The sequence below is a fragment of the Flavobacterium sp. genome, assembly GCF_049240005.1.
In the GTDB taxonomy this organism is placed as follows: domain Bacteria; phylum Bacteroidota; class Bacteroidia; order Flavobacteriales; family Flavobacteriaceae; genus Flavobacterium.
The window spans coordinates 21776-47917 of sequence record NZ_JBMLTK010000029.1; the positions used below are offsets into that span (position 1 = coordinate 21776).

Here is a 26142-nt window from a genome sequence, read left to right on the forward strand (position 1 = left end):
CAGATTAACGTATCGAACGACGCATTTACAACGTTTTCGCTGCGATGCGTCGTTCTACTTTTTGTACTTTAGCTGAAAAATATCTTATGTCTGAGCATTTTGTTAGCAATCCGTTGATTGACCGCTTACCGCAACATCTCAAACAATTCATCAAACCACAGAATTACGACGATTACACGCCTATAAACCAAGCAGTTTGGCGTTATGTGATGCGCAAAAACGTAGATTACCTTTCGAAAGTTGCCCATCATTCGTATGTGGATGGATTAGCGAAAACAGGCTTAAGCATCGATGAAATTCCGAATATGTATGGCATGAACCGGATTTTAAAGGAAATCGGATGGGCGGCAGTAGCTGTCGACGGTTTTATTCCGCCAAATGCTTTTATGGAATTTCAAGCGTACAACGTTTTGGTTATTGCTTCAGATATTCGACAACTTGAACACATCGAATATACTCCAGCACCCGATATTATTCATGAAGGCGCCGGCCATGCACCGATCATTGCAAACCCGGAATATGCCGAGTATTTGCGCCGGTTTGGCGAAATTGGTTGCAAAGCCATTTCATCGCACAAAGATTACGAAATGTACGAGGCAATACGCTTGCTATCGATATTAAAAGAAGCTGAAGATGCTTTGCCGGAAGACATCGCTGCCGCAGAAAAGCGTGTCGACGAACTCCAAAACAATATGGGTGAACTTTCGGAAATGGCGCAAATACGCAATTTACATTGGTGGACAGTGGAATATGGATTAATTGGTAGCTTAGACGATCCGAAGATTTACGGCGCGGGCTTACTTTCTTCTATAGGCGAAAGTAGTTGGTGCATGACCAATGCCGTGCAAAAGCTCCCCTACTCGATCGCCGCGGCACAACAAAGTTTCGATATTACCAAACCGCAACCTCAGCTTTTTGTTACACCTGATTTTGCACATTTGAGTTTGGTCTTGGAAGAATTCGCCAACAGCATGTCGTTGCGTACGGGCGGCTTAGCAGGTATCAAAAAATTGGTAAACAGTCAGGCATTAGGTACAATCGAGTTATCGACGGGCTTGCAAGTTTCCGGTGTTTTCACAAACGTTATTGCACATGAAGGCAAACCTATTTACATACAAACAACAGGAAAAACAGCTTTGGCATACCGCGAAAAAGAATTGGTTGGTCACGGAACTGAAACCCACAAAGACGGCTTTGGTAGTCCGATTGGAAAACTAAAAGGCATCAATTTAGCTATCGAAGATATGTCGCCGCGTGATTTAAGAGCTTACGATATTTACGAAGGCGAGCGCGTAGAATTGGTTTTTGAAGGCGATTTAACGGTTGAAGGCGAAATCATTACGGGAAGTAGGAACTTACAAGGTGAGATCATCATCATTAGCTTCCGCGATTGTACGGTAAAACACGGAGATAACGTATTGTTCCGTCCGGAATGGGGCGTTTACGATATGGCGGTGGGTAAGAAAATTGTTTCGGCATTTTCGGGACCAGCCGATGTGCGTAGCTTCGATTTGATTACGCACGTACCTTCTTCGACAACCATAAAAGCTAAGAAATCCGAAGAACGCTCAGCCTTAGAAGCGCTGTATGCAGCAGTTCGCAAACATCGAAACGGTACGGAAAAAGCTAATTTGTCGGAAATTTTACAAACCCTTGAAAGCCGTTTTCCAGAAGATTGGCTTTTAGCTGTTGAAATACTTGAATTAGCACATGTTGCTGAGAATGAAGCACTACAAAACGCCGCTTTAAAATTACTTGACACTCGCATGGAAATGCGGAAAGAGATTGCGCATTTGATACGTAATGGTATTGAGTTGGCGCAGCCTCAAGCCATCTAGATAGAGACAACCATCCACAAATACGCTTGATGCAATCAGTTCTTCGCAATCACATCACAAACCGACTAGGCGCCGATGTTCCTAATTTAGAGAAAGTAATTGCCGAATTTGAGCATCTTTCCGTAAAGAGAAATGTACTTCTGTTGGAGCAAGGCAAAATTTGTAACTATGTTTACTTTGTTGCGAAGGGGTGTTTACAAGTTTACATTTACGATAGCCATTTTAACGAAACAACGCGAGATATCGTGATTGAAGATCATTGGTGCTCGGAACTGTTAAGTTTTGGAAGTGGAAACCCAGCAACCGAAAACATCCGAACTGTTGAAGCCTGTGAACTCTTTGCGATCAACCGCCAGTCCTTTCAAAAAATGATGGAGACCGTTCCGCAATTTGACAAAGTGTACAAACAAATTTTGGAAGCTTCGTACGCCAATTCTGTTTACCGAATCAATACGTTTGTTTCGCTCACTGCTTTGGAACGCATTCAGTGGCTCATGACGTACCGACCAACACTAATGACTCGTCTTTCGAGTAAATTGCTAGCCTCCTACTTGGGTATCAATAAAGATGTTTTCAGTCGTTTAAAAGCCAAACTATAAAACATCGACTTTTGTCATCGTTCAACGAAAATACAAACGAGAATTTTACATCCTAATTAATTGTAAAATTGAACGTTATGACAGAGTATTTATTATTGTTTCGCAACGCCAGCAACGAAAATGGTTATTTGGCAACCTCGCAAGATATGGACGAAGACATGCCTAAATGGCAATCGTGGATTAGTGCCATTGCCGCTCAAGGAAAATTAGTTCACACAGCTCCCATGGAGTATCAAGCACGTATAATAAATTCTGAAAAAGTGATTGATGGCCCTCACAAAGAAAGTAACAGCGTTCTAGTATCCGGCTATCTGATTTGTAAATCCGACGATTTGCAAGAAGTTGTAGATTGGAGCCAAACCTGTCCGATCCTTAAATATCCTGAGAGTTCTGTGGAAATCCGTCCACTAATTCCATTTCCAATAAATTAGTTTTGTAATGGATAAAATACTAAACATCGGAAGATACCTCTTCCCGATTTCGTTCTTACTTTATGCAGGATTACACTTAGGAAAACCTGAAGTGGGAGCCGCTTTTGTACCTGACTATTTGCCCTTTCCGCTATTTTGGAACTACTTTACACTACTATGCATTCTGCTTTTTATCGGAAGTGCAGTACTCGGAAAATACGATAAATTAGCCTATACCTTAATGGCGCTGTACGTTATCTTAATGGCTTTTTTAGTTCACTTGCCGCGAGCGCTGGGTCAGGAACTTGAAATTGAGCGCATGACAGCCGACCTCGCTCGTGAGAAGGAGCTCGAAATGGTAAACTTTTTCAGAAATATCCTTGTAACAGGCGCATTAATGGGATTCGCGAAATTTGTTGCAAAAGACAACCGCATTGTTGGATAAGTTAAAAATCGCAATTCGTTAAAAAAACAAAGAGCGGACTAATCATCCGCTCTTTATTTATTTCTCTAACAGATAGAATTTTTTATAGATCTAGTATTTTGGTTATAAACTCTTTGCCTAAGTGCATATTCCCATAATTATTTACTTCAAGTAGTTAACTATTTTATCGGTATTTAGGTAAAAATAATTGTCGAAGATATCATGGCGAACTCTATTTTCGATTCTTCTTTCATCTGTGCCGCCTAGAATTTTGTTAATATCATTTATTTCTTTGGAACTTGTCAAATAACCCCAATGGTCTATCAATTTATGTAATTTTCTCTGCATAAAAGACATGTTTGTGGTTAGATCATAATCGATGTCGGTTACATCAATTACAAAAGTTGACTGAGGTAAGTTGGCGATATCTTCGGGACCCGCTTTTCCAAGACGTTTTGTGAAGTTCTTGGTAGCAGTAGAAATAGTTAGTGCATCGTCGCCTTTATGAATGTAGATATGCGTTCTTTGCCCTAACTTTTGCAACTTTCGTAGAGGCTGATTAATGTTGAAAGAGTCGGCTGAAACGTCGGCATGCAAAATAATCACTTCGTCAACTAATGGTACGATATATTTTTCTTCTAGATTTAACATCATTTGCTTTAGGACTTGATTTCCCATCGAATGAGCCATTATATGTATTCTTTGCTTACAGTTTTCTTCACTATATTTTCGAAACATTGTATAGAAAAACTTGTTGAGTTTTACATAAATTCTCGCTAGGTTCTGCCCTGTTATGAAGGAGTCATCTTTATCACTCCAGTAAGTGAGTACTTTTGAATTTGATGTCGGCCAACTAACATAAATTAGATGTTCTATAAAATCGTTACCATCTAAATATAGTTCTTTAAGTTTAAGCATATGGGCTTTTTCTTCTTCATGAGTTGTTTGGTAACCATGAATAAAAAATAACACATCTGACTTCGGCTTATAGTCATTCTTCATCGATTGATATAAATCATAGAACATTTTTTCGGTCCCACACAATTCTTTTTGATTTAAAGTCCCATTAAGAACTTTTTCAACATTTTGATAATCAGGATCAGAACTGTCTTCTAAAATCGTGTAATTAATGGCCGATTTTTCATCATTAATGAAACACTCCGCAATCCTAAAATTGTTAAGAGCTACTTTACTTCCGTCATTACTAAATTGCTCAATACCGGAAGAGTCTTTAATTACCTCCCGATTACTTATCATGTATAAACTCATAGGATAACTATTAAATTATTAAGGATTTATATTATTCATTTCTAACAAAAATGCTAATGTAATTCTGCGTTTTATTGAAAACAGGATGTAATAAAAAGCTCTGCTTGATGGGAATTTTAGAATCTCTAATTAACTTTGATATCTCCTGTGATAAGTCATCTTCATTAGTTCCTTTTTCGAAACGAATTTGATTGGTACTTATTCGATATCCTTGTTGAACATTTATCGATTGAGGCAATAATCTTTTTCTTATCACAAACTCAGGATAACTTATCCTTAGAAGTCTTTCAATTTTCTCTGACTTAGCTAATGAAATAGATAAATTATCTTCAAAATAAAAAATATCAACTGTAAACTTGTCAGTCCTTAGTGGCTTAGCTTGTTCAATTAAAAAGTTAGCGTTCTCAACCACAATCTTTTCAACGACGGGTGAGTTCTTTGCACTCAATAAACTCAACAAATTCCTTTGAAAATCAATTTCAGTAGAATCCAAAAGAGAATAAAGCATCAATGCTACCAGAGAGTCGTTTTTCGAGCTTTTATTGTTAATTGCAAACTTTACTTCTTCGTATAATTTAAACTTCAACTGATTATTGAATTCTTGAATCTTAATTTTTGTGTCCGTTTCTTGAGCTAGTATGTCAATATTACTCTTAATTTCATTTAACTTTTTTTCAGAAATAGTAAAGCAAAAGCTATAAATAGCTGTGAGAATTGCAATAATTGGGGTGACATATCGCAAATGAAGTTTTTCAAAAATCGTCTCTTTGTCCATGTATTTGGTTTTATTAATTGGAATGAAACACGAGAATAAAACTGCGTAAATTTCACCTAATTGATACTCAATCGAACATGTCAAAGCTAGAGCCTTCAAAACTAAAAATAGTACCTATAAATAGGTATTTTTAGTTTCGCTTAAAAGAAAATCTCGAAACAGGAACAATAGCCAAAAACCCCTCTATAAAGTCGAAAGGTTTGTAACCATGTGCTAAATTTATAGGAGAGTTGCTGTGGTTACATATGCTAAAATTTTTACTATATTTTAAACTTGTATAATAAAGATAATTGATCTAAACAATACAAAATTAAATGCCATCTTTAAAAGATGGCTTTAAAACTATAAATGATAAAAACTTAATTCACCGGAACATCGGTAAAAGTTCCGTACAAACGCGTTAGTCCATTTCCTGTGCGAAATGCCTCGTACGAACCGCTTATTTTGTTATTGGCGTTTGAAGTAATCGTTACTGTACCAGACTCGGCTACAAAAAACGGATTTTCGCCCGTGTACGTAAACATATTCGCTCCCGAACTAGTTAAGGTGTAGGCTGCTGCTGAACTTCCCGATAAATTAATTTCGAATAGAGTTGAACCATCGGCCTTTTTTGCAATAAGCGTATTAAACTGACTTGTAAAAGTAGCCGACGCAGCTTGGTTAATGGTGCCATTCGGATCGTTTTCACGCCAAGTAAAACCCGCAGTTGTATTGTTTCCGCCTCCGTTGTTTGAATTGTCGTCGTCGCTGCATGCGCTCGTTGAAATAAGGCTGATAACAGCCATGCACAATAAAAGTACTTTTTTCATGATGTTTGATTTTTTAACATCACGAAAGTGTAAAACTATTGATTACGAGAACATCCGAAGAAAATCGTATTTTAGTCTACGCGAATGCAAAGCTCTAAGTTTGCAAGAACGGTCGTTCCCATTAAATCAAGTTATTTCGCCGCGCTTTTTCAACGGCTTCCAATTTACTGTGCACGCGGAGTTTACCGTAAATATTTTCGATGTGTTTGCGAACGGTACTTGGCGATAAAAACAAATTTTCGGCAATGTTGATGTAATTCAGACCTTTGCTGATTTGTTCTAGAACTTCGGTTTCGCGAGCGCTTAAGGTAATTTCCTCTCGATTTTCGAAATTTTCGGCCAGTGTCGGATTCCGAAGCAACTTCAGCGTTTTAAAAGCGATAGACGGATGCATCGCTGCACCGCCATTATACGTTTCTAGAATTTTTTTATGCAACTCTTCCGGATCAATTTCCTTCAGCAAATAACCGTCGGCTCCAGCTTTTATAGCGTTGAAAATGTTTTCGTCGTTATCAAAAACGGTCAGCATGATGATTTTGATTTGCGGAAATCGCTGCTTTATGGCATGAGCTGCTTCAATTCCATCGGTTCCGGGCATTTCAATATCCATCAAAATAACATCGATATTGGCATTTTCCGTCACTTTCTTGACAATTTCAGCTCCGTCCTTGGCAGTAAATTTGACCGTAAAATCCTCGAAAAATTGTAGTTTTTCAACGGTCGATTTTACTAAAAAAGCATTGTCGTCGGCTATGGCTATTCGTATCATAATAATTGTGTTTTGGGAAAGCGGACACGGAGTTCCGTTCCTTGATTTTTTCGGGTGATTTCAAAGGTGCCCGATAATTCTCCGGCGCGCTTTTCCATATTTAACAAACCGTTTCCAAGCGTGATTTCATCAGTATCAAAACCTTTTCCATCATCAGAAATACAAATAGTCAAGTGCGTATCATCCTGACTAACAGACACATCAATGGATTTCGCATCAGCATATTTTAAACTGTTATTTACGGCTTCTTGAATGATTCGATACACATTCATACCTTGAATAGCGGTGAAAGTTCGGGCTTTCAAATTTTCATCAATTGAAAAATTAAAAGATACTTGCGACATTTCACGGGCTTTCTCGACAAAATTCAAAATCCGCAATTTTAGCTGATCGAAAGAAATATGGCTTTCGTTCATTGCCCAAATGGTATCGCGCAGTTCGACAATCGTGCTTTTGGTGAAATCGGATACCGACTTTAGCTTACGCAGAATCTTTTCGTCGCTGTTTTTAAAAGCAAAACCGATGTTATTAACGGATGAAATAATGAATGTGAGTTGCGCACCAATGTTGTCGTGCAAATCTCTGGAAATGCTTTCACGCTGTTCCTGCAGTCTTTTTTGTGTTTCTATTTGCTGCAATGCCGTTTGAAGTTCAAAGCTTTGAAGTTGTTGTCTGTTTTTGATTTTTTGTTGTCGATAAAACAAAAATCCTACTGCAATCGATAGAAATGCGATTGCGCTTAATGCGATTATTGTAATATTCCTACGTTCAGTTTTGGCTTGTTGTGCTAGCAGTTCGCGTTCTTTTTTAGCGGTTTCGTACACGGTTTCTAATTCGAAACTGGCTTTGGTTTTTTCGTATTCAAACAAATGATCTCTTCCTGCAGCATATTTTTCTGCGTAAAGCGAAGCATTTTTATAATCTGAACTCTTGCGATAGGCTTTAGCAAGAATTTCGTAAGCTTTAACCACAAGTAAAAATTGTTCGGCTTTCGTGGCAATCTGTTCAGCGTAGTGAGCTCGGGCTATGGCTTCATTCAACTTTCCTTGCTTATACAAACAGTTCGCAAAAGCAACACTAATGTTAGCTATTTCAAAAGTATTTTCAAACTTTTGATGCAACTGTACACTTTTACGATACGATTTTTCGGCTTCTTCGTAAACATGCATACTATCGTAAACCACAGCGATATTCGATAATGGATAAGCTGTGTAGGTTTCGTATCCCAGTTTTTGATAGCCTGCAAAAGCTTGTTTGGAATAGGAAAGCGACTCTTTGTATCTATTAAAATTTATAAGAATGGAGCCCATATTACCAGCTGATACGGTTTTCCCAAAATCATCGGTAGTTTTCTGATAGAGCAAATACGATTTGTTGTAATATTTGAGTGCTTTGGTATAATCTTTCATTTCCTTATAGACGATTCCAATGTTGGTACAAGTCATAGCAACTTGTGGGATGGCATCTATGTCTTCAAAAATTTGTAACGCTTTGAAATAATAAGTCAGTGCTTGCCGGTATTTACCCGACGTATCGTAGGCAACTCCAAGATTATTGTACGAGTCGGCAATTTCTTTCTTTGTTCCTGCAGCCTTGCGGGCTGCAAGCGATTTTTGGTGATAAATCAGCGCAGAGTCGAGTTTGCCATGAAACTGAAAACCGTTAGCCAGCACGTTGTACGCTTCGCCTTCGTAATTCTTGTCGTTTACTTTTTGCGCGTAAGCCACTGCTGTTCGAGCGTACTGAATGCTTTTATTATAGTCGGTTTGCGTATAGGCATCGCTGATTCGCACTAAATTTTTAAAACGTTCTTTCGCGGTTCCGGCATTTAAATTCCGCAACATACTGTCTATTTGTCGACTTTGAGCAAGACTAAAAAGCACAACAAAGGAGAAAAGCAGACTAAAAAATAGGCGCTTGTTCATGTTTGGTTTGGTTGGATAATCTATGAAAGATACTAAAAATTTGAGAAACGAACTATGAGTTAAAGAAGAAAACCCCCGACGCAAAAAATAGCGGCGAGGGAAATCAAACAAACGCTACTACTGCATTTTTACTGTAATTCAGCTCTAAACGAACCTTGAGTAATTGATACCTGATTTGTAGATCCGGGTGTGTTTTCTGGTGCTGTCGCAGAAAAAGTTCCCGCAATCGAAGTTTCGGTAACTTCGGTGATTTCTACTGTTCCAGTTCCGCGAACAGACGTAAATGTTTGAAAGCTCGTAGGCGTATCTCCTAGCAGCAAATAATTAATATAGCCGTCGGTTAAATCGTTATTGCCCGACGTGTACGTTCCCACTCCGTCGTAGTTTGCAATTTGAATCTGTATAGAATTACCCGAACTAGCACTGCTTTGTATCATTAACATTCCGGCCACCGATACGGCTGTTGGAGTAACAAAACTGCTGTAATTTTGCCCGTCGACTTTTGCGGTTAGAAAAAATCCCGAATTGCCGCCCGAACCGTTGTCATCGCTACTACAAGATATTGTTAAGGCTGCAAGAACTACAAAAATTGATTTGAAGATAGTTTTCATACACTGTTTTTTTATGGATTAGTACTATCACAAAGTTGCTTTATCAAAGCTATTGCAGCAATAAGGCAGCTGCCCTATTTTCTTACAACAACCTGTTATCCTTTGCCTTCTGAATGGCTTCGAGTTTATTGTGAACTTGCAATTTAGTATAGATATTCTCGACGTGTTTTCGGATAGTTCCTAAGCTAAGAAACAAGTTTTCGGCAATGACCTGATACTTCAAACCTTTGCTGAGCTGTTCCAAAACTTCGATTTCTCGCGGCGTAAGCGACACTTCCTCACGGCTTACTTGGGTATCTTCAAAAGCAATCGGATTGCGAAATAACTTCAGCGTTTTAAGAGCAATAGAAGGTGTCATGGTAGCTCCGCCTTGCATGGTATCGCAAATACCTTGATACAAATCTTCCGGATTCACTTCTTTCAATAAATAGCCGTCGGCGCCAGCTTTAATTGATTTAAAAATGTTCTCGTCGTTATCAAAAACAGTTAACATAATGATCTTAATCTGCGGAAACCTATTTTTTACCGCTTCAGTAGCTTGAATTCCGTTCATTACTGGCATCTCAATATCCATAAGAATCAAGTCTACATGTCGATCTTTTTCTAATTTGGCGAGTAGTTCCGCTCCGTTCTTCGCAGTGAATCTGCAAGTTGTGTCTGGAAATAAAGCTAATTTCTCTATTATTGCTTTTTGAAGAAAAATATTATCGTCGACAATGGCAAACCTCATCATAGCTATGTATTTAAAAGATTCTTATAAAGACGAAATTGTACGCGTGTGCCGTTTTCCGATTGAGAAATAATTTGAAAACTTCCGCCAATTTCTTCGATTCGTTTTTCCATATTGTGAAGTCCGGAACCGAAGTTTTGTACCTCTTGATTAAAACCAATTCCATTATCAGAAACGATAACTTTTATCGCCGCTTCATCGCTGCTTACTAGTACATTTACTTCCGAAGCTTTGGAGTGTTTGATCGCATTATTCACCGCTTCTTGAATAGTTCGGTACACATTCATCCCTACTACAGAACTCAGCTTTAGCGATTTCAACTCATCGTCGACTTCAAAACCAAACGAAACATCGCTCACATTCGATTGTGCTTTTTCGATAAAATTCAACAAGCGCACGCGTAGATCTTCAAATGTAATTTCATTGGAATTCATCGCCCAAATCGTATCGCGAAGTTCGAGTATCGTCGATTTTGTAAAGGTGCTTATATCTTGCAATTTGGTATCTAATGATATGTCTTTTATTTCAAAACTACTTCGAGTTGTATCCACAGAAGAGATGATGAAAGTAAGTTGTGCACCAATATTGTCGTGCAAATCACGTGAAATTTCTAAACGTTGTTCTTGGAGTTTATTTTGCGTTTCTACTACACTTAAGGCTTCTTTCAGCTGAAATTCTTTTTCTTTCTGAAGTACTTTCAAGCGCTGTTGTTTGTAGAAAAGAAAGCCGATAATCGCCATTAAAACAGCTATCAAAAGTAAAATGACAATTACAGCTGTTTTCCGATTTGAAGCCGCCTTACTTTCGGCTAACTGCAAGCGTTGTTTAGCTAGCGCATCTTCTTTTTTTCCGGTTTCGTAAAGAATATGATAGGCCGCGAGCGCATCTTCTTTACGTTCGTTAATCATTTCACGATACGACTTATCGTAGATCTCAGTCACTTCCAAAGCCTTTTTAAAATCGCTCTCGGCTTTGTGAATATCGATGAGAATTTGCAAAGACTTCGCGACATTAAACTTATTGCTGCTCGATTGCAGTAAACTCATGCTACTATCAATATACTTTTTTGCTTGAGAAAGCTCTTTTTTATACAAAGCTACAACGGCCAAATTGCTGTAGGAATCGGCTATTTGCTTCTGATTTCCGACTTGAAAATCCACTTTTAAACATTCTCTAAAGTAATGCGCAGCACTGTCTAACTTGCCGGTGTACAACATGCAATTAGCTTTGTTGTCTAGAAAGGTAACTTTTATGTACGGAATGTCTTTTGCGAGTTGTAGTCCTTCGCGATCGAGAGCAAGTGCTTTGTCGAATTTTCCTTGCATGCCGTATGCATTTGCCAGATGATGTGTAGTGAAAAGATAACGTTCCAACGGCTTTTTATCTTTTAAAACAGCTTTTGCTTTAAGTAGATATTTTTCGGCCGAAAGTAAATCTTCTTTCTGTAAATAAATTTGACCTAAAGTTCCGTAAACGCGCGCAATTCCTTGTGAAAAGCCCATTTTCTCATACTTTTTTAGGGCTTGAAAAACATAGCGAAACGCCAAGGGATAATCGCCGCGACTTTTATGACAAATTGCCGTCCACATCAACCAGTCGGTTTGGAGTGTGTCGTTTTCAATTCGTTTCAGATTCTCTTTTGCATCTTCTAATTGTTTTAAGGCTTCAGAATATGATCCCTTTGTAGATTGGTGAATACCGTAGGCTACTGCGTACTTAAACGAATCGATTGCGGTACTTTTCGAGTTAAATTGCTTCTTAAGACGATCCAAAGCTTTGGCATTAGAATCGGCACCCGCTCCGCTGGTTTTCACCATCCGGTCGTAATATTGTGCAATGGCTTTATTGTTTTTAGCACTAAGATTTGGGGAAGCAGCTCGTTGATTCTTACATGCTACGAGGACAGAGAGAAATAAAATCAAGTAATATTTTTGCATGCTGTACTGCGGGTTGGATTCATCTAATTTAACAAAATTTGTTTTTAGGTTACTTTTCTTGGCAGTCGATAATTTGTGAAACGAGTTCGTTTGTAAGTTCAAATCGCTTTTGCTCCAGCGAAGTAGCAGCTGAAAAATACGATTGTTGAAATTGCTTTGCTAGATATACCTTGGTTTGCAATTGTTCGTTAAGCTGTTGCTGATGTTGCATTTGATCTTCGAGTAACTTTAAGGCTTTATTACTGGTTTCACAGCTATCCAAACGCTTTTGTTTCCAAAAACGAAAACCCAAAACTAATCCGCAAACAAGAAAAAAGAGAATAGACCAAATCATAAAATCTTCGAATTTTCGTTACCCATCGAATGAAGCGCTGCTGCGTAGAGCAACCATGCTAATGTTGTTGGAGCTTGTTAAAATTGTTTGACTAAGTTCTGGATTTTAGTTGTTGCGATACATACGACGATTTTCGTATCTCATGTACGATTCCTAAATACATGCTTTACTTACTCTCAAAATCGCCGGTATTGATTGCCACATGAAAAAGAGCGGAACCTTCCTCGGTATGTTTATTTACCAGCAGCTGATTGTTCGTTGTAATGGCTGCGCCTACTTCATTGGCATCAGAATTAATAAGATTTCCCAGATTTTGCGGCTCACTCCAATTTAGAAAAGTATCATCGAGTCGCTTTGAAACAAAAATATCCATTCCGCCATATCCAGCAAATCCATTCGAAGCAAAAAGCAGCGTCTTGTTGTCGGCACTTAAAAAAGGCGCAAGCTCGTCGGCAGCTGTATTCAGCTGTTTACCCAGATTTTCTAGGTAAGTATAAGTTCCGTCGTCTTTTCTTCGGGCTAAATACAAATCGGAGCCGCCTTGTGTAAGATCGCTTTCCACTGCTAAAATCACAATTTTTGCATCACTCGTAATTGTCGCGTCTGCAGATTCGCCGTAGTTGCTGTAAGCGGCGATACGAAGCTTCCCAAGATTTTGAAAACTACTGTTTTTATACTGCATGAGGTTCCAACCTGTTTCCCCCTGACTCGCGGTATAAGTTGCACCGCCGTGCAGAAAGAGGTTCGCGTTGCCTCCTTGCAAATGGTTGTAAGTTGCGTTAAGGCTACACTCGTTTACTATCGTTGCGTCGGAGGGTTGTTCAAACGAGCTGCTAAAAACCACATTTTTTCCCGCTTGATCACGGGTAAAGAACAACTGCTTCCCATCTTCGGTGCAGGTAAACGAATCGCAGTTGTTTACTAAAAGTTCCGGCTTGCTCAACAGTAAGTCGTTCGGAATGTTATTTATCTGGGCTTCAATCGGAATCTTGCTGTCTGAAATTCCAATGGCATCGATTTGTTTTTGCCCGGGAAGTATCGAGAAGTCGAATTTGATTCGAACGCTCTTGACGTTAGCAACCGGTTCGGCTAACAGCACACGGTGAATTCCTGGAAAACCGTCGACAGCGGGTGCGGGCTCTACTTTTCGACGTTTGCGGTTGAAATAGTAAGAGCGATCAGTCTTCAGATTACGTTTATAAGGCTGATTACGCCAATCGGTGGTCCAGCGCCAAACTTCTCTGTATTTATTGTCGGATCCAGCAACCGAAATTACTTTGACACAACCCGAATTTAGGTTTTCAAAAATGGCAATTTGCTGCACAGTCTGTTCTTTCTCAAATGCCACTTCAAGTACTTGTGCGCCGCTTAAAGCCGACTTAGGCATCCATGCTGTAGGAGAACTTTCGCATTGCGGAAACGCATTTGGCTTCCCTAAAATTTGCTTAATTCCGAACTGCTTTCCTCCTAAATCAGAACTGTAACTAACTACTTTAGATGCCCATTGCACTTGTTGTGCCTGCAACTGCATGGCGAGTAGTATCCCAAAAAACGTTCGTAGTTTCATAACCTTAATCATTAAAAAACCGGCAAACGAGAATACATAAACCGGTTTCTATCGCAAAACTCAAGTAACTCTAATTGTTGACTTTAATTTTCTCCACTTTTTTTCCTTTGAAGGCAAAAATATACTCGCCATCGGCAGTGATATCAATACCATCACCGTATTGCGGACTTCCGCCTTTTCCTTTAGATTGTACCGAGCCTTTCGTTTCACCGTTTGTCATATCAATTCCGTAGATGATGTTTTTATTATTGCGCTGATCGCGAAGGAAGTAGTTATCGCCAACCAGATAAAAATAATCGACACCTTTGATTTTCTCTGAGGCGTAAGCACGTGTTCCGTCGGCTTTTCGGTAAGCGGCAAGTCCTTTTTCTGAAAGTACGACTACTTTATCGTCAAAATCAATTACATCAGTAGCTTTCCCGACCTTCGCATCGTTGTGCTTTACATCAAACAGTTGTTTTCCGGAAGGAATATCGTAGCTGTAAAATTCGTCGCCATCTCCAACAAAGACCGTTTTGTCTTCGTTTACGATAAAATCGGTAATTCGTTTATCAAATCGCTCTGAACGCCAAGCTGTTTGCCCTGTTTTATCATCGATCGCCAATAATCCATTTTTTTGATTTCTATATTCCCAATAAATATACGGTACCCAACTTTTCATCGATCCGCCGCCAAAACCGCCTAAGCCCCCGCCGAAACCGCTGCTAACTTCTTCTAAACGCAATTCCTGAACTTGAACTTTTCCTCCAATTTGAAGAATAACGCGATCGCCCGCCTTATAAATATTTGGCATAGAAAGCGCTCCCGTAATTTTCTCCGAAGCCCAAATAAGCTTTCCTGTGTTCAGATCGTGCTTTTCAATGTACTTCGTTCTGTCGCGGTTGCCAAAAACAAGGAGGTAAACGGCATCTTCGGTAAAAATCGGATCGGCGGTGGTTCGATATATTTTCTTTCTGCTCTTATTTCCCAGAATTCCGCCGGAAGTACCTTTATCCATGTCGTTTTCGTAGATCACTTCCCAGAGTTTTTGACCGTTATTGTAATCGTAAACGCGAATGCCGTCGAGATACATGAAAATTTTATCGTCTTTTATCCATAAATCAATGATGGCGCGTCGGGTTACAAGTTCTTTTTCGATGGTTCCAACAAAGGTTGCATCCCATAAAACCTCGCCATTTGCTGCATTGATTCGCACCATTTGGTTTTTGAAACCAGCGAGTAAAGCTCCTAGACCCGTAGGTTTGAAGTTTACCATGATGATCTCGTTTTTTTGTTTGTTGTACACATATTTACCTACTCCACCTTTAAAACGATTGGTTTCCCAAATCTTTTCACCTGTACTTGCATTGACTAAAATTACTGAGGCTTTTTGCGATATTAAAAAGGCGTCGAGTTCGTCTAAATATTTCACGGTATCGAGTTCGCCTTGATCGGCACCGTCTTCAGATTTAGTTCCTTTTGGAAGCAGATTCTGGTATTCTTCTGAACTCCAAAGCTCTTTACCGGAATAGAGATCCAAGACTGCAACGCGATCGGTACCCATTTTTCGTTCGTCGAAAAGGAATAAGTAACCTCCACCGCCGTTTTTCCATTGTACGTATTGATATTCTGATTTGTTGGTTTTGTTGGTAGTCATTTTCTTATAATCGCCGCTCCAGATTGGTTTTCCGTCTTTGTCTAGTGCCGACGCTGAATTATCATCGGTTCCAAGAATAATATCTCCGTTAGAACTCGACACGGCTAAACGTGTTGCTTTGTTATCGAATGTGCTTTCCCAAACGGTTGCAAATTGTCCGGATTTTTTTCCGGCACCGCCTTTACTTTTAAGAAGTTTTCCGAATTGTGCATGGGCTGCAACCCCAAAAATAAGCGCAAGAAAAAGAGCGCAAGACTTATTGGTTTTCATAATAGTTGGTTTTTAGTTTATAGATATTTAGTTGAATGTTATGCGGCAGCGGACTTTATATCGCTGTTGCTTTTCTAATTTGAAGAAGAACTTTTCGTCGATTAAGTATGAAGAGATGAAGTTTATGAAAAGTGGATTTTTGATGTCAGAATCCACCTTAAAGCACGTGGATACTTTGCCGTTTCCGACTATCGATAAATCGTAAACGATAAAACCTTTAACATCAGGAAACTTCTTTTTCTTAGCTTTTTGAAACTTTTCTGAATCAAAAAAGGTAACTACTTCAGCAGTAACAGCTTCTTGAACTTCTTCTTCGGTGGTAAGCAGTTGTCGGTTCTGTGCAGAACACGGCTGCTGCAGGAATAATACCACAACCAGTAAGTATAATGCCTTCATAATGAATGATTTATTTGGTAAAGTTCCCGTTTGATTGTTTGTGAATCAATACGTAATTTGCCTTATTCTGCTGCGTTCTTTCTCTTTCAGAAATGGCAAAAAAAAATCGCTCACTGGGAGCGATTTGCGAAAAAGTCTACTTGATTTAGAAAGTCCCGCGAAATTGGCCTTCGGTAACAACTCTTTGTTGACTGCAGTTGTCGTCGTTCTTTCCAGTAAATGAAAAAGTCCCTTCAATCTTTGTATCGTTGATGGTCGTTACGGTTATGGTTCCCGTTGCGCCTGCACAAACATCAGTACTAAAAGCGCTAAAAGAAGCTCCTTCAACATACGAAATCGAATTATCGCTATTTGGACCTACTTGGTAAGTACCTGGTGCTGTAACTCCAAACAAGGATATAGCAAGTGTTTTCGTATCGGTAGCTGTTGCACTTACCATAGACGTTGCAGTTACTTGAATCAGATCGGCTGAACGAATCGCTGTTGATGCGGCAACTCCACCAGCAGAGAAAGTTGTAAAGGTTTGCCCGTCGACTTTCGCACTGATGTACGTATCTAAATTACTTCCACCGCCCGCGCCGCCGTCGTCTGAACTGCATGAGGTTGCAATTAAAGTAGCCGCAGTTAAAACGGCCGCAAATGTCATTTTGATTTTCTTCATAATTACGTTGATTTAAGTTGTTAGTGATTATGAAGCAAAAATGCGTAGCAGCACCTTCTAAAGAAATACGTATAAAGCCGTATTTATTTGATTAAGACCGAACCAATTTTCGAAGTTTACTGTAAATTTCTAGCGAAAAAAGGGGTAGGTGTTTAGATAAGCTTAAAGCTGAAGAAAGGGATATTTAGATATTAAATCTGATTTTATGGCAGCTAATTTATCGAAATGCAAATTGATTTTACTCTGCGGACTGTGTGCTTCAAAACTCCTGAAATTTCGAACCGCTTTACAAATTTGTATAGTTTCCGTACTGAAGAACGAAGCCTCGAATTTTTCCCAGATATAATCGACTGCAATTTGGTTGGGATGAATTAAATCACTTTCGTAGAAGCGATAATCGCGTAACTCGTCGGTCATGATTTCGTAGGACGGAAAGTACACGACCGTTTCCTTATTCGACAGTTTAGCCGTTGCAAGCAACAACTGTGCTTTGCTGCGCTGGTTTTCGATGAGCCCGTCGCGGGTATGACGAACCGGCGAAACCGTTAAAACGATTTTTATGTTTGGATTATTTTGGCGAAGCAAATCGAAACTCGATTGCAATTCGTTTGTTATTTCATCGGCGGTAAGCAGTACTTTTTCAAACTGATTTCCAGGTAATTTCTGACAATTAGCCACAAACGAACCTGTATGCAAATACCGATAAACAAAAGCCGTTCCTAAGGTTAAAAACAAGACATCCGATTCGAGCAAAGCAACTCTCAGCTTTTGACTTGCTTCGTCTAAACGTTCTTGCAAGGCTGCTGTGGTCGATCCGAATATTTCAGAATGTGCGTCGAAACTAAAAAAGTGGCCGTCTCGATTTATGATATGCTCTTGCGACAACGGTTTTTCTAAAAGTGCGCTAGAGATACGATTTGCACAGGCAATTGGTGAAAAAAGTACACCAAACGGATTGTACACTTGGTTGAAACCAAAATAGGAAAACTTACTCGAAATATGTGTAGCGAAGCACGAACCCAAAAACACCTGCTTCTGACGGTGATTGACGTCGAAAGTGTATTTGGGTAGGTTAACTTCGGTGACCCATTTCATCTTAGAATTGCGCTTTAAACGCGTCTATGGCTTGTTGAATTCCCTCCGGATTTTTCCCTCCGGCTGTCGCAAAAAACGGTTGCCCACCGCCGCCGCCTTGAATGAATTTTCCTAATTCGCGCACCATAGTCGAAGCATTTAATTGTTTTTCGGCTACGAGTTCTTTAGATAGGTAAATCGACAAGCCCGGCTTTCCGTCGGTGTTGGTTGCGAGCAAAATTGCTGCATGATTGTGGTTGGCGCCAATGGCAAATGCTACATCCTTTGCTTGGTTGGCATCGGCGTCTATTTCGAACGCAAATATTTCGATGCCGTTTTGAAGCGAACCTTTTGTGCGCAGTTGCGTTGCTAGTGCTTCGAACCTTGCTTTATTGAGTTTTTCAAGCTGGTCTTGCGCCTTTTGCAAATCGTCTTGCAATTGCTTGATTGATTTTTGAATGTCTTGTGGATTTTTCAAAATCGATTTGATTTCCTTCAATTCGCTTTCTTGCTCTGCAAAATAATTTGCAACGGCTTCGCCAGTTATGGCCTCAATTCGGCGAATTCCGGCCGCTACTGCCGATTCGCTGCTGATTTTGAAATGCCAAATAGCGGCAGTAGATGGTACGTGAATACCGCCACACAATTCAACGCTATCGCCAAATTTAATCGCGCGGACTTTATCGCCGTATTTTTCACCGAATAAAGCCATAGCACCTTCGGCTACCGCGTCGGCAAAGGCAATCGCACGGCGTTCTACCAAGGGTAAATTTTCGTTGATACGCGCATTAACAAACGATTCTACCTGTTGTAATTCTTCGGCGGTTACTTTTGAAAAGTGCGAAAAGTCGAAACGCAAATAACCCGGCGCTACCAACGAACCTTTCTGCTCGACGTGCGTACCTAAAATATGGCGTAAGGCTTGGTGCAATAAGTGCGTAGCCGAGTGGTTTGCCGAAATATGTTTGCGCCAAACGGCATCTACTGTTGCTTGAACGCGGGTAGAAAGTTGCTCGGGAAGTTTGGCAACGATGTGCATGATTAAATTGTTCTCTTTCTTTGTGTCGAGAACTTCGACTACTTCATTTCCGAAGGTAAGCGTTCCGCGATCGCCTAATTGGCCTCCTCCTTCTGGGTAGAATGGCGTACTTTCTAAGACCAATTGATAACGAATTCCGTCTTTTTTGGAATCGATTTTACGGTAGCGAACCAAAGTAGTTTCGTTGGTAAGCGAATCGTAGCCTACAAACGGATTTTCGAGTTCGCGATCGTTTACTTGCACCCAATCGGCGGTGGTAACTTCGCCTGCGGCACGCGAACGTGTTTTTTGTTCCAGCATGGCGGCTTCGAAACCGGCTTCGTCGAGTTTGAGGTTGCGTTCACGAAGAATTAGTGCTGTTAAATCGATTGGAAAACCGAATGTATCGTATAGTTCAAAGGCTTTTTGTCCGCTTACTGTATCGCCTTTAGTTTGTGCAATAACTTGATCAAGCAATTGCAATCCTTGGTCGAGTGTGCGTAAAAATGCTTGTTCTTCTTCGCGAATTACGTTGGTAACTAATTGTTGTTGCGCAACGATTTCTGGAAACGACTCGCCCATTTGCGCGGCCAAGGTAGCCACTAACTCGCATACAAAAGGTTTTTTCGCATCGAGAAAGGTAAATCCGTAGCGAACGGCGCGACGCAAAATGCGACGAATCACGTAACCTGCTCCGGTGTTTGACGGCAACTGACCGTCGGCGATGGCAAAAGCAACGGCACGAACGTGATCGGCTATTACGCGAATGGCGATATTGATTTTTTCTTGCTCGACATTCGGATTGTCTTTTGTGTACGAAGCGCCCGTAATTGCTTCAACTTTTTGAATCAATGGTGTAAAAACATCGGTGTCGTAGTTGGATTTTACACCTTGCATGGCCATAGACAAACGTTCGAAGCCCATACCGGTATCGACATGCTTTTCGGGAAGTTTCTCCAAAGAACCGTCGGCTTTACGGTTAAATTCCATGAAAACGAGGTTCCAAATTTCGACAACGTGTGGATGGTCGGCGTTAACGAGCTCGCGTCCTGGTGTTTGTGCACGCTCTTCGGCAGAACGCAAATCGACGTGAATTTCGGAGCACGGACCACACGGACCTTGATCGCCCATTTCCCAGAAATTGTCTTTTTTGTTTCCGAGGATAATTCGGTCTTCGGCTACGTATCGTTTCCATAGATCGAAGGCTTCTTGATCGAAAGGTACGTTTTCGGCAGCGTTGCCTTCGAATACTGATACGTATAAAAGTGATTTATCGAGTTTAAGTTCTTCGGTTAAGAATTCCCATGCCCAATCGATGGCGTCTTTTTTAAAGTAATCGCCAAACGACCAGTTTCCGAGCATTTCGAACATGGTGTGGTGGTAAGTATCGATACCTACTTCTTCGAGATCGTTGTGTTTTCCGGAAACGCGGAGGCATTTTTGGGTATCGGCGATTCGTTTTGAAGGAGGTGTTCCGTTGCCGAGGAAGAATTCTTTGAACTGCGCCATTCCGGAGTTGTTGAACATCAGCGTTGGATCGTCTTTAAGAACGATTGGTGCTGAGGGAACAATCAGGTGTTGTTTGGACTGGAAGAAGTTGAGAAACTTTTTACGGATGAGTTCGGATTTCATAATCGACAAAGGTTAGTATCGTATTTTGGGTCTGACAGCCCTGCCCCGGATGGCACGGAAAGCCTGAACGTGCAGTGGCGTGTGCGTGTGGGCGGCGCGCGGCGACCGAAGGAAGCCCGCACGCTGCACTACACAAACCGCCGATGCAGGTTTAGCTTGCAGTAACAGCCGGAAATGGCAGCCAAAATAAAGTTTTAAAAAATTGACTGCAAAAGTAAAATTTTTAAAGACTTAATGAGATTTAAAAATACGTTTTCGCAGCATGACAGAAAGTCGAATTTTGCTACCTTGGCAGATGAAATTCATTTTTGGTATGCAAATTGATTTAGTTCCGGGGAAATTGTATTACTCGATTGGCGAAGTGGCAAAGGCATTTGATGTAAACGCTTCATTGATACGTTTTTGGGATAAGGAATTTGAAATTCTGAAACCTAAGAAGAATGCGAAAGGCAACAGGATGTTTACGCCAGACGACGTTAAAAATTTACAATTGATTTATCATTTAGTGAAAGAGCGCGGTTTTACGTTGGAAGGAGCGAAAACGCATTTGAAGGAAGGGAAGAAAAAATCGCTCGACACTTTTGAAATTATTGCAAAGCTTGAAACAATTAAACAACAATTGATACAAATTAAACAACAATTATAAACAAACATCATGAGAAAGTTCATACCGATAGCGGTTATTGTAGGGATTATTTTAATAGGTATTTTTTGGGTTGTGGGCATGCAAAACACTGCCTTAGGCTACGACCAAGCCGTTAAGAAAGAATGGGGAAATGTGGAAACGGCGTATCAGCGCAGAAACGACTTGATTGGCAATTTGGTAAACACTGTTAAAGGTGCAGCCGACTTTGAGAAATCGACTTTAACAGCGGTTATTGAGGCGCGTGCCAAAGCTACTTCGGTAACAATCGACCCGAGCAACGTAACACCGGAGCAGTTGCAAGCTTTTAACGCGGCACAAAGTGGTGTTAGCAGCAGCTTATCGCGATTATTGGTGAGTGTGGAGCAGTATCCGACTTTGAAAGCCAACGAAAATTTCTTGAAATTACAAGATGAATTGGCGAGCACTGAAAATCAGATTTTAACGGCGCGCACGCGTTTTAACGAGCAGGCGCAGATTTACAACGGCTATGTGTTGAAAATTCCACAGAAATGGTTTTTGAGCGGTTACCCGGAAAAGCCGTATTTCAAATCGGTTGAAGGCGCAGACAAGCCTGTAGAAGTTAAATTTTAATCGGATGTCGGCCGTAGAAAGTTTTTTAACTCCCGCTGAAGAATCGGCGATAGTAGCTGCTATCGCTTCGGCAGAGCGCGCGACGTCGGGCGAGATACGTTTACATATTGAACGTTTGTGTTCGGGCGACCCTTTGGAACGTGCGAAACAGGTTTTTGAATTGCTTGAAATGCATAAAACCGAGCAGAAGAACGGCGTGCTGTTTTACTTGGCGGTTGACGATCATAAATTTGCTATTTGCGGTGACCGTGGTATTGACGCCGCGGTTCCCGCTGATTTTTGGAACTCGACCAAAGATTTGCTGGCATCGCATTTTAAGCGAGCTGAATTTGCAGCCGGTTTGATTGCTGGAATTGAGCTTGCTGGCGAGCAACTGAAAAAATATTTTCCGTACGCGAAAGACGATCAAAACGAATTATCTAACGAAATATCGAAAGGCTAATGCGGCAACGTATCCTACTTTTCTTGTGGCTTTTACTTGCCGGAACGGCTTTTGGGCAACTAAAAATTCCGGAAATTCCGAACCCGCCGCGTTTGGTGAACGATTATGCGAATTTGCTTTCGGCTAACGACAAAGCCCTGTTGGAGCAAAAGTTAGTTAACTATGCCGACAGTACCTCGACACAAATAGCGGTGGTGATTATCGAATCGCTGCAGGGCGAAGATATCGGTTTACTTACGCCCCGCTGGGGACAAGAGTGGGGAATTGGCGGAACAAAAGACAAAGACAACGGTGTTTTAATGCTGCTGGCGGTTAAGGAGCGGAAAATTTGGATCTCGGCAGGCTACGGATTAGAAGACGTGCTTACCGCAGGTATTGGTGGTACAATAACCCGAAACGACAGAGTTCCTTACTTCAAAAAAGGAGATTATGCAGGCGGTTTGAATTCGGGCGTTGATGCCATCATTAAGCTTTTTGCAGGCAAGTACGATGCGGAACCCAAGAAAAAGTCGGGTGGTTTTCCGTTGCCACTATTGTTTGTTATCGTGGTTGTGGTGCTGGTTTTGGTTAGCAAATTTGGCAAAGGCGGTGGTGGCAAAGGAAGTGGTAATCATCGCGGTGGCGGTTTCGATTTAGCAGATATCATCATTTTAAGCAGTCTAGGCAGAAGCGGCGGAGGCGGTAGTTTCGGCGGCGGCGGAGGCAGCTTTGGTGGTGGCGGAGGCGGCTTTGGTGGCTTTGGCGGCGGTGGTTTCTCTGGCGGCGGCAGCGGCGGAAGCTGGTAGTGGAAGGTTGGTTTTGATAGCTATAGAGGTCGCAACGTTCACTATGTAACGTATCGTTTTAGGGGAAGCTAGTCCCGATAGCTGTCGGGGTCGCGACGTTCACCACTCAACGTATCGTTTTCCCCGACCAAACCAAGTATCGTCGGTGCCTGAGCCTGTCGAAGGCGGATTTTTTTAGAAGTTAGAAAATAGGGGCGAGTCACGTTGGCTATCGGGAGAGAAAGGAGAAACTAAAGACTTCGAGTTGGCTTCATGACAAAACTTCTTGTGGAGCCGCCAAAATACGAAAGTTGGAGGTTTCACAATCTTAAAACCTAAAAATCCAACTAGCTGGTACCATTATTTTGATGCGTCACCAGCTTGCTTTTTACGAATTTTTCACACCGCAACGGCACCTTTTATGGCTGGATGTGGGTCGTAACCTTCCAAAACAAAATCATCGTAGGTAAACTCGAAGATGTTTTTTACTTCGGGATTGAGTTTCATGACTGGCAAAGGCCGTGGCTCGCGACTGAGTTGTAATGCAATTTGTTCGCGGTGGTTGTGATAAATGTGTGCATCACCAAAGGTATGAACGAAGTCGCCGTAACCTAAACCACAAACTTGTGCAATCATCATGGTTAGTAAGGCATAGCTGGCAATATTGAACGGCACGCCCAAAAACACGTCGGCACTTCGTTGATAGAGTTGGCACGAGAGTTTACCGTTGGCCACGTAAAATTGAAAAAAGGCGTGACAAGGCGGCAGTGCTACTTTTCCGTTGGCGACATTTTCGGCAAAAGAGACAGACGTATCGGGTAACACAGAAGGATTCCAGGCAGAGACTAGGAGTCGGCGGCTGTCGGGTGTTTTTTTTATGAGTTCAATAACTTCCGAGATTTGGTCGATTTGCTCGTTGTTCCAGTTCCGCCATTGAAATCCGTACACCGGACCCAGATCGCCGTTTTCATCGGCCCATTCATCCCATATTTTTACGCCATTCTCTTTGAGATAACCAATATTTGTTTCGCCTTTCAAAAACCAAAGCAATTCGTAGATGATCGATTTGAGATGCACTTTTTTGGTGGTCACTAACGGAAATCCTTCGTTTAAATCGAAACGCATTTGATAGCCAAAAACGCTCGTAGTTCCAGTTCCGGTGCGGTCTCCTTTTTCAACACCGTGTTCCAAAATGTGGTTTAGTAAATCGTGATATTGCTTCATGTTTTGTCCTAAATTCTATGGCTAAAAGTAAAGAAATAGTGAAAACGAAAAAGCAGTTGTTAATGACTTTTGATAAGTTGCTAGTTGCTTTATCGAAGTCGTTTAATAATGATACTCGATGTTTGATTGGCATCGAAAGTTATCGTTGCATTTGAACCATCACGAACGCAATTAATTCGCAAAACGTCGCTTGCATTTAGAATAATATACTGCGTAAAGTTTACAGAAAAGGAGTTGTTGCTGCTGCCGCCATCTTCGGGCGCCATGGCCTTAACTGGCTCGTTTACATCGGTTCCGTTTACATTTAAGCGTATATTCATGTAGCGCTCTACAGTATTGCAACGCAAATAAAAATTACAGGTGATTTCGTACAAACTATACTGTTATACGCAGTTGAAAAAAAATGTAATAAATTTGAAAATAACTACCTAAGAACAGACTCAAAAAGTAGCTTACATTCCTCACAACTACATCGTATTTAAAAACACCTAGAGTTAACGGCACAAAATTATTACTTTACCTCACGACATTATTTTGCATTAGAAAATTTACTATAATTTAAGTAGGCTGAGCGCAACAAAGAGAATAAGTCGTAAATTGTTAGAATTACTCAGTGGTAACTTACTGTTTTCATTTTGTTTAATGAAATGTGCTTTACATCTTGAAATTTTTAAAACAACAGGTAAAATTATATCTTTGTAGACCATGTTGATTGCATGATTCATTTAAACTGAAATGAGTGAAAAAAGTCTCATTCGGAAAAGATTAGACAAACTCTTCTCAAGCCTAATCCCTCAAAAACAAATGGAAAAGCCGTTTCTCAATTCCCCGAGAAACGGCTAATTTTTTTGGTTAAAGCCCGTTTTAGATTTTTTGAAAGGTAAGGTAGCGAACAACTCCCGAAGAAACATCTTTACGATAAAGGGTGAATTGTTCCTCTAAAAAAATATCGATACTCCAATCTCCATTCAAGAGTTCCAAAACCACATCGTTACTAAAGTTCATTTGAAACGTAATACCCGAATCATCATTCAAATAAAACAACCAGGGAGCTTCATTGGAATAGGATGAAGCAGTAACTATCACCTTGTCTTCTATAGAATCAAAACTAAAGACAAAATCGGAATAAGCATCAGTCAGATCAATTTCATTTTCGCTAAAATCGACGATTCGATAGGAAGACTGACTTATCTGCTCCGTGTACTGTTGCAAATATTCCTCGTCCGATCTAGTTTCATAATCATCGATAGAACAAGAGAACAACAAAAATACCGTTAGTATTGCAATGAACCTCCGCGAAAATCGACGCATAAACTTACTCTACTTTCGTAAAAGTTAGTAAATCTGTTCCTCCGTTTCCACCGCTCACATCAATCAGATTAATTTCCGTAGTTGTATAAGAGACTACATCCCAATCATCGGTAAGTTCAATCAACGACGCTGGTGCTGGAGCCGTAAAACCTAAGTTAAAATCGGCATCTAACGAAATCGAATCATCGTTGCTTGTCGAATTAGAAACTGAAAAAGTGCCCGTCACATTCACTCCGCCACCTAGTACGCTTACAGAATTCGACGAAGTATTAAAAGTAAACACGAAATTCTGATAATTTGATGTCTCGTTCACGTCATCGAAATAATTACTAACCCGCCAATTTCCCGACGCCATTAATGTTTTCACTTCATTTACTAACTGCGAGTTGGAGCCGCTTGAGTTATCATCCGATTCAGAACAACTCATAACAGAAAATGCTGCCACAAAGGGCAAAATTAAACGACCTAATTTCATAATAT

At 40.6% G+C, this 26142-nt stretch carries 27 protein-coding genes; 8 read left to right on the plus strand and 19 right to left on the minus strand.

Annotated elements, in window-relative coordinates:
- Nucleotides 1-86 precede the first annotated feature (86 nt).
- The 4 genes from ACOVQQ_RS03095 (at nt 87) to ACOVQQ_RS03110 (ending at nt 3292) form a co-directional block, all read left to right on the plus strand.
- On the plus strand, nt 87-1838 hold the full coding sequence (locus ACOVQQ_RS03095; RefSeq protein ID WP_421816890.1) for an aromatic amino acid hydroxylase: 1752 nt from the start codon (nt 87-89) through the stop codon (nt 1836-1838).
- Nucleotides 1839-1867: 29 nt separating this feature from the next.
- Complete coding sequence (locus tag ACOVQQ_RS03100) at nt 1868-2437, plus strand: Crp/Fnr family transcriptional regulator (RefSeq protein WP_421816891.1); 570 nt, start codon at nt 1868-1870, stop codon at nt 2435-2437.
- Nucleotides 2438-2514: 77 nt separating this feature from the next.
- Nucleotides 2515-2868: a YciI family protein gene (locus tag ACOVQQ_RS03105; protein ID WP_421816892.1), complete on the plus strand. Its 354-nt coding sequence runs from the start codon at nt 2515-2517 to the stop codon at nt 2866-2868.
- Nucleotides 2869-2875: 7 nt separating this feature from the next.
- The gene (locus ACOVQQ_RS03110) at nt 2876-3292 is read left to right on the plus strand and encodes a hypothetical protein (protein ID WP_421816893.1); all 417 of its coding nucleotides are present in this window, start codon (nt 2876-2878) and stop codon (nt 3290-3292) included.
- Between the two features lie 141 nt (nt 3293-3433).
- On the opposite strand, the gene ACOVQQ_RS03115 is transcribed toward ACOVQQ_RS03110, so the two are convergent.
- The 15 genes from ACOVQQ_RS03115 to alaS form a co-directional block, all read right to left on the minus strand.
- Nucleotides 3434-4540, minus strand: a complete 1107-nt coding sequence (locus ACOVQQ_RS03115; protein ID WP_421816894.1) for an alpha/beta hydrolase — start codon at nt 4538-4540, stop codon at nt 3434-3436.
- 31 nt (nt 4541-4571) lie between these two features.
- Nucleotides 4572-5315: a hypothetical protein gene (locus tag ACOVQQ_RS03120; RefSeq protein WP_421816895.1), complete on the minus strand. Its 744-nt coding sequence runs from the start codon at nt 5313-5315 to the stop codon at nt 4572-4574.
- Between the two features lie 359 nt (nt 5316-5674).
- Complete coding sequence (locus ACOVQQ_RS03125) at nt 5675-6124, minus strand: hypothetical protein (protein ID WP_421816896.1); 450 nt, start codon at nt 6122-6124, stop codon at nt 5675-5677.
- A gap of 121 nt (nt 6125-6245) precedes the next feature.
- Nucleotides 6246-6896 carry a response regulator gene (locus ACOVQQ_RS03130; protein ID WP_421816945.1) on the minus strand — a complete coding sequence of 217 codons (651 nt, stop codon included), beginning with the start codon at nt 6894-6896 and terminating at the stop codon, nt 6246-6248.
- Nucleotides 6890-8818, minus strand: coding sequence for a tetratricopeptide repeat-containing sensor histidine kinase (locus ACOVQQ_RS03135; protein WP_421816897.1), 1929 nt, complete (start codon nt 8816-8818; stop codon nt 6890-6892). The genes ACOVQQ_RS03130 and ACOVQQ_RS03135 overlap by 7 nt, the downstream gene beginning before the upstream one ends.
- A 128-nt stretch (nt 8819-8946) precedes the next feature.
- Nucleotides 8947-9429, minus strand: a complete 483-nt coding sequence (locus ACOVQQ_RS03140; RefSeq protein WP_421816898.1) for a hypothetical protein — start codon at nt 9427-9429, stop codon at nt 8947-8949.
- A gap of 82 nt (nt 9430-9511) precedes the next feature.
- The gene (locus tag ACOVQQ_RS03145) at nt 9512-10162 is read right to left on the minus strand and encodes a response regulator (RefSeq protein ID WP_421816899.1); all 651 of its coding nucleotides are present in this window, start codon (nt 10160-10162) and stop codon (nt 9512-9514) included.
- Nucleotides 10163-10164: 2 nt separating this feature from the next.
- Complete coding sequence (locus tag ACOVQQ_RS03150; protein WP_421816900.1) at nt 10165-12096, minus strand: tetratricopeptide repeat-containing sensor histidine kinase; 1932 nt, start codon at nt 12094-12096, stop codon at nt 10165-10167.
- Between the two features lie 49 nt (nt 12097-12145).
- Entirely contained in the window at nt 12146-12430 is a 285-nt protein-coding gene (locus tag ACOVQQ_RS03155; protein WP_421816901.1) for a hypothetical protein, read from the minus strand.
- Between the two features lie 166 nt (nt 12431-12596).
- Nucleotides 12597-13997 (minus strand): hypothetical protein, encoded by a 1401-nt coding sequence (locus tag ACOVQQ_RS03160; RefSeq protein WP_421816902.1) that lies wholly within the window; start codon nt 13995-13997, stop codon nt 12597-12599.
- A gap of 70 nt (nt 13998-14067) precedes the next feature.
- Nucleotides 14068-15903, minus strand: coding sequence for a PQQ-binding-like beta-propeller repeat protein (locus tag ACOVQQ_RS03165; RefSeq protein WP_421816903.1), 1836 nt, complete (start codon nt 15901-15903; stop codon nt 14068-14070).
- Nucleotides 15904-15930: 27 nt separating this feature from the next.
- Nucleotides 15931-16299, minus strand: a complete 369-nt coding sequence (locus tag ACOVQQ_RS03170; RefSeq protein WP_421816904.1) for a hypothetical protein — start codon at nt 16297-16299, stop codon at nt 15931-15933.
- A gap of 145 nt (nt 16300-16444) precedes the next feature.
- Complete coding sequence (locus ACOVQQ_RS03175) at nt 16445-16960, minus strand: DUF6252 family protein (protein ID WP_421816905.1); 516 nt, start codon at nt 16958-16960, stop codon at nt 16445-16447.
- Between the two features lie 162 nt (nt 16961-17122).
- Nucleotides 17123-18055, minus strand: coding sequence for a GSCFA domain-containing protein (locus ACOVQQ_RS03180; RefSeq protein ID WP_421816906.1), 933 nt, complete (start codon nt 18053-18055; stop codon nt 17123-17125).
- 1 nt (nt 18056) lies between these two features.
- Nucleotides 18057-20684 (minus strand): alanine--tRNA ligase, encoded by a 2628-nt coding sequence (gene alaS, locus ACOVQQ_RS03185; RefSeq protein ID WP_421816907.1) that lies wholly within the window; start codon nt 20682-20684, stop codon nt 18057-18059.
- Between the two features lie 313 nt (nt 20685-20997).
- Here alaS and ACOVQQ_RS03190 point away from each other — a divergent pair, with 313 nt between their 5' ends.
- From ACOVQQ_RS03190 to ACOVQQ_RS03205, 4 genes are read left to right on the plus strand one after another with little or no spacing between them, the layout of a single operon-like run.
- A complete protein-coding gene (locus tag ACOVQQ_RS03190; RefSeq protein WP_094486482.1) occupies nt 20998-21330 on the plus strand; it encodes a MerR family transcriptional regulator in 333 nt (110 codons plus the stop codon).
- A 9-nt stretch (nt 21331-21339) separates the two neighbouring features.
- Entirely contained in the window at nt 21340-21921 is a 582-nt protein-coding gene (locus ACOVQQ_RS03195) for a LemA family protein (protein ID WP_094486461.1), read from the plus strand.
- 4 nt (nt 21922-21925) lie between these two features.
- On the plus strand, nt 21926-22363 hold the full coding sequence (locus ACOVQQ_RS03200; RefSeq protein ID WP_421816908.1) for a TPM domain-containing protein: 438 nt from the start codon (nt 21926-21928) through the stop codon (nt 22361-22363).
- Complete coding sequence (locus ACOVQQ_RS03205; protein WP_421816909.1) at nt 22363-23148, plus strand: TPM domain-containing protein; 786 nt, start codon at nt 22363-22365, stop codon at nt 23146-23148. Before ACOVQQ_RS03200 ends, ACOVQQ_RS03205 begins: the two co-directional genes overlap by 1 nt.
- Before the next feature lie 378 nt (nt 23149-23526).
- Here the strand turns inward: ACOVQQ_RS03205 and ACOVQQ_RS03210 are convergent, their stop codons facing one another.
- The 4 genes from ACOVQQ_RS03210 to ACOVQQ_RS03225 form a co-directional block, all read right to left on the minus strand.
- A complete protein-coding gene (locus ACOVQQ_RS03210) occupies nt 23527-24351 on the minus strand; it encodes a thymidylate synthase (protein WP_421816910.1) in 825 nt (274 codons plus the stop codon).
- Nucleotides 24352-24440: 89 nt separating this feature from the next.
- The gene (locus ACOVQQ_RS03215) at nt 24441-24671 is read right to left on the minus strand and encodes a hypothetical protein (protein ID WP_421816911.1); all 231 of its coding nucleotides are present in this window, start codon (nt 24669-24671) and stop codon (nt 24441-24443) included.
- Nucleotides 24672-25215: 544 nt separating this feature from the next.
- Entirely contained in the window at nt 25216-25563 is a 348-nt protein-coding gene (locus ACOVQQ_RS03220; RefSeq protein WP_421816912.1) for a hypothetical protein, read from the minus strand.
- Nucleotides 25564-25666: 103 nt separating this feature from the next.
- Nucleotides 25667-26137, minus strand: coding sequence for a hypothetical protein (locus ACOVQQ_RS03225; RefSeq protein ID WP_421816913.1), 471 nt, complete (start codon nt 26135-26137; stop codon nt 25667-25669).
- Nucleotides 26138-26142 lie beyond the last annotated feature (5 nt).

Bases quoted from the DNA above. Each gene is read 5' to 3' on its own strand.
- ACOVQQ_RS03095 (WP_421816890.1), top strand. From the start codon at position 87: ATGTCTGAGCATTTTGTTAGCAATCCGTTGATTGACCGCTTACCGCAA.
- ACOVQQ_RS03155 (WP_421816901.1), bottom strand. From the start codon at position 12,430: ATGATTTGGTCTATTCTCTTTTTTCTTGTTTGCGGATTAGTTTTGGGT.
- ACOVQQ_RS03120 (WP_421816895.1), bottom strand. From the start codon at position 5,315: ATGGACAAAGAGACGATTTTTGAAAAACTTCATTTGCGATATGTCACC.
- ACOVQQ_RS03105 (WP_421816892.1), top strand. From the start codon at position 2,515: ATGACAGAGTATTTATTATTGTTTCGCAACGCCAGCAACGAAAATGGT.
- ACOVQQ_RS03165 (WP_421816903.1), bottom strand. From the start codon at position 15,903: ATGAAAACCAATAAGTCTTGCGCTCTTTTTCTTGCGCTTATTTTTGGG.
- ACOVQQ_RS03225 (WP_421816913.1), bottom strand. From the start codon at position 26,137: ATGAAATTAGGTCGTTTAATTTTGCCCTTTGTGGCAGCATTTTCTGTT.
- ACOVQQ_RS03145 (WP_421816899.1), bottom strand. From the start codon at position 10,162: ATGATGAGGTTTGCCATTGTCGACGATAATATTTTTCTTCAAAAAGCA.
- ACOVQQ_RS03215 (WP_421816911.1), bottom strand. From the start codon at position 24,671: ATGAATATACGCTTAAATGTAAACGGAACCGATGTAAACGAGCCAGTT.
- ACOVQQ_RS03180 (WP_421816906.1), bottom strand. From the start codon at position 18,055: ATGAAATGGGTCACCGAAGTTAACCTACCCAAATACACTTTCGACGTC.
- ACOVQQ_RS03135 (WP_421816897.1), bottom strand. From the start codon at position 8,818: ATGAACAAGCGCCTATTTTTTAGTCTGCTTTTCTCCTTTGTTGTGCTT.
- ACOVQQ_RS03115 (WP_421816894.1), bottom strand. From the start codon at position 4,540: ATGAGTTTATACATGATAAGTAATCGGGAGGTAATTAAAGACTCTTCC.
- alaS (WP_421816907.1), bottom strand. From the start codon at position 20,684: ATGAAATCCGAACTCATCCGTAAAAAGTTTCTCAACTTCTTCCAGTCC.
- ACOVQQ_RS03140 (WP_421816898.1), bottom strand. From the start codon at position 9,429: ATGAAAACTATCTTCAAATCAATTTTTGTAGTTCTTGCAGCCTTAACA.
- ACOVQQ_RS03170 (WP_421816904.1), bottom strand. From the start codon at position 16,299: ATGAAGGCATTATACTTACTGGTTGTGGTATTATTCCTGCAGCAGCCG.
- ACOVQQ_RS03190 (WP_094486482.1), top strand. From the start codon at position 20,998: ATGCAAATTGATTTAGTTCCGGGGAAATTGTATTACTCGATTGGCGAA.
- ACOVQQ_RS03175 (WP_421816905.1), bottom strand. From the start codon at position 16,960: ATGAAGAAAATCAAAATGACATTTGCGGCCGTTTTAACTGCGGCTACT.
- ACOVQQ_RS03110 (WP_421816893.1), top strand. From the start codon at position 2,876: ATGGATAAAATACTAAACATCGGAAGATACCTCTTCCCGATTTCGTTC.
- ACOVQQ_RS03150 (WP_421816900.1), bottom strand. From the start codon at position 12,096: ATGCAAAAATATTACTTGATTTTATTTCTCTCTGTCCTCGTAGCATGT.
- ACOVQQ_RS03160 (WP_421816902.1), bottom strand. From the start codon at position 13,997: ATGAAACTACGAACGTTTTTTGGGATACTACTCGCCATGCAGTTGCAG.
- ACOVQQ_RS03205 (WP_421816909.1), top strand. From the start codon at position 22,363: ATGCGGCAACGTATCCTACTTTTCTTGTGGCTTTTACTTGCCGGAACG.
- ACOVQQ_RS03195 (WP_094486461.1), top strand. From the start codon at position 21,340: ATGAGAAAGTTCATACCGATAGCGGTTATTGTAGGGATTATTTTAATA.
- ACOVQQ_RS03200 (WP_421816908.1), top strand. From the start codon at position 21,926: ATGTCGGCCGTAGAAAGTTTTTTAACTCCCGCTGAAGAATCGGCGATA.
- ACOVQQ_RS03210 (WP_421816910.1), bottom strand. From the start codon at position 24,351: ATGAAGCAATATCACGATTTACTAAACCACATTTTGGAACACGGTGTT.
- ACOVQQ_RS03100 (WP_421816891.1), top strand. From the start codon at position 1,868: ATGCAATCAGTTCTTCGCAATCACATCACAAACCGACTAGGCGCCGAT.
- ACOVQQ_RS03125 (WP_421816896.1), bottom strand. From the start codon at position 6,124: ATGAAAAAAGTACTTTTATTGTGCATGGCTGTTATCAGCCTTATTTCA.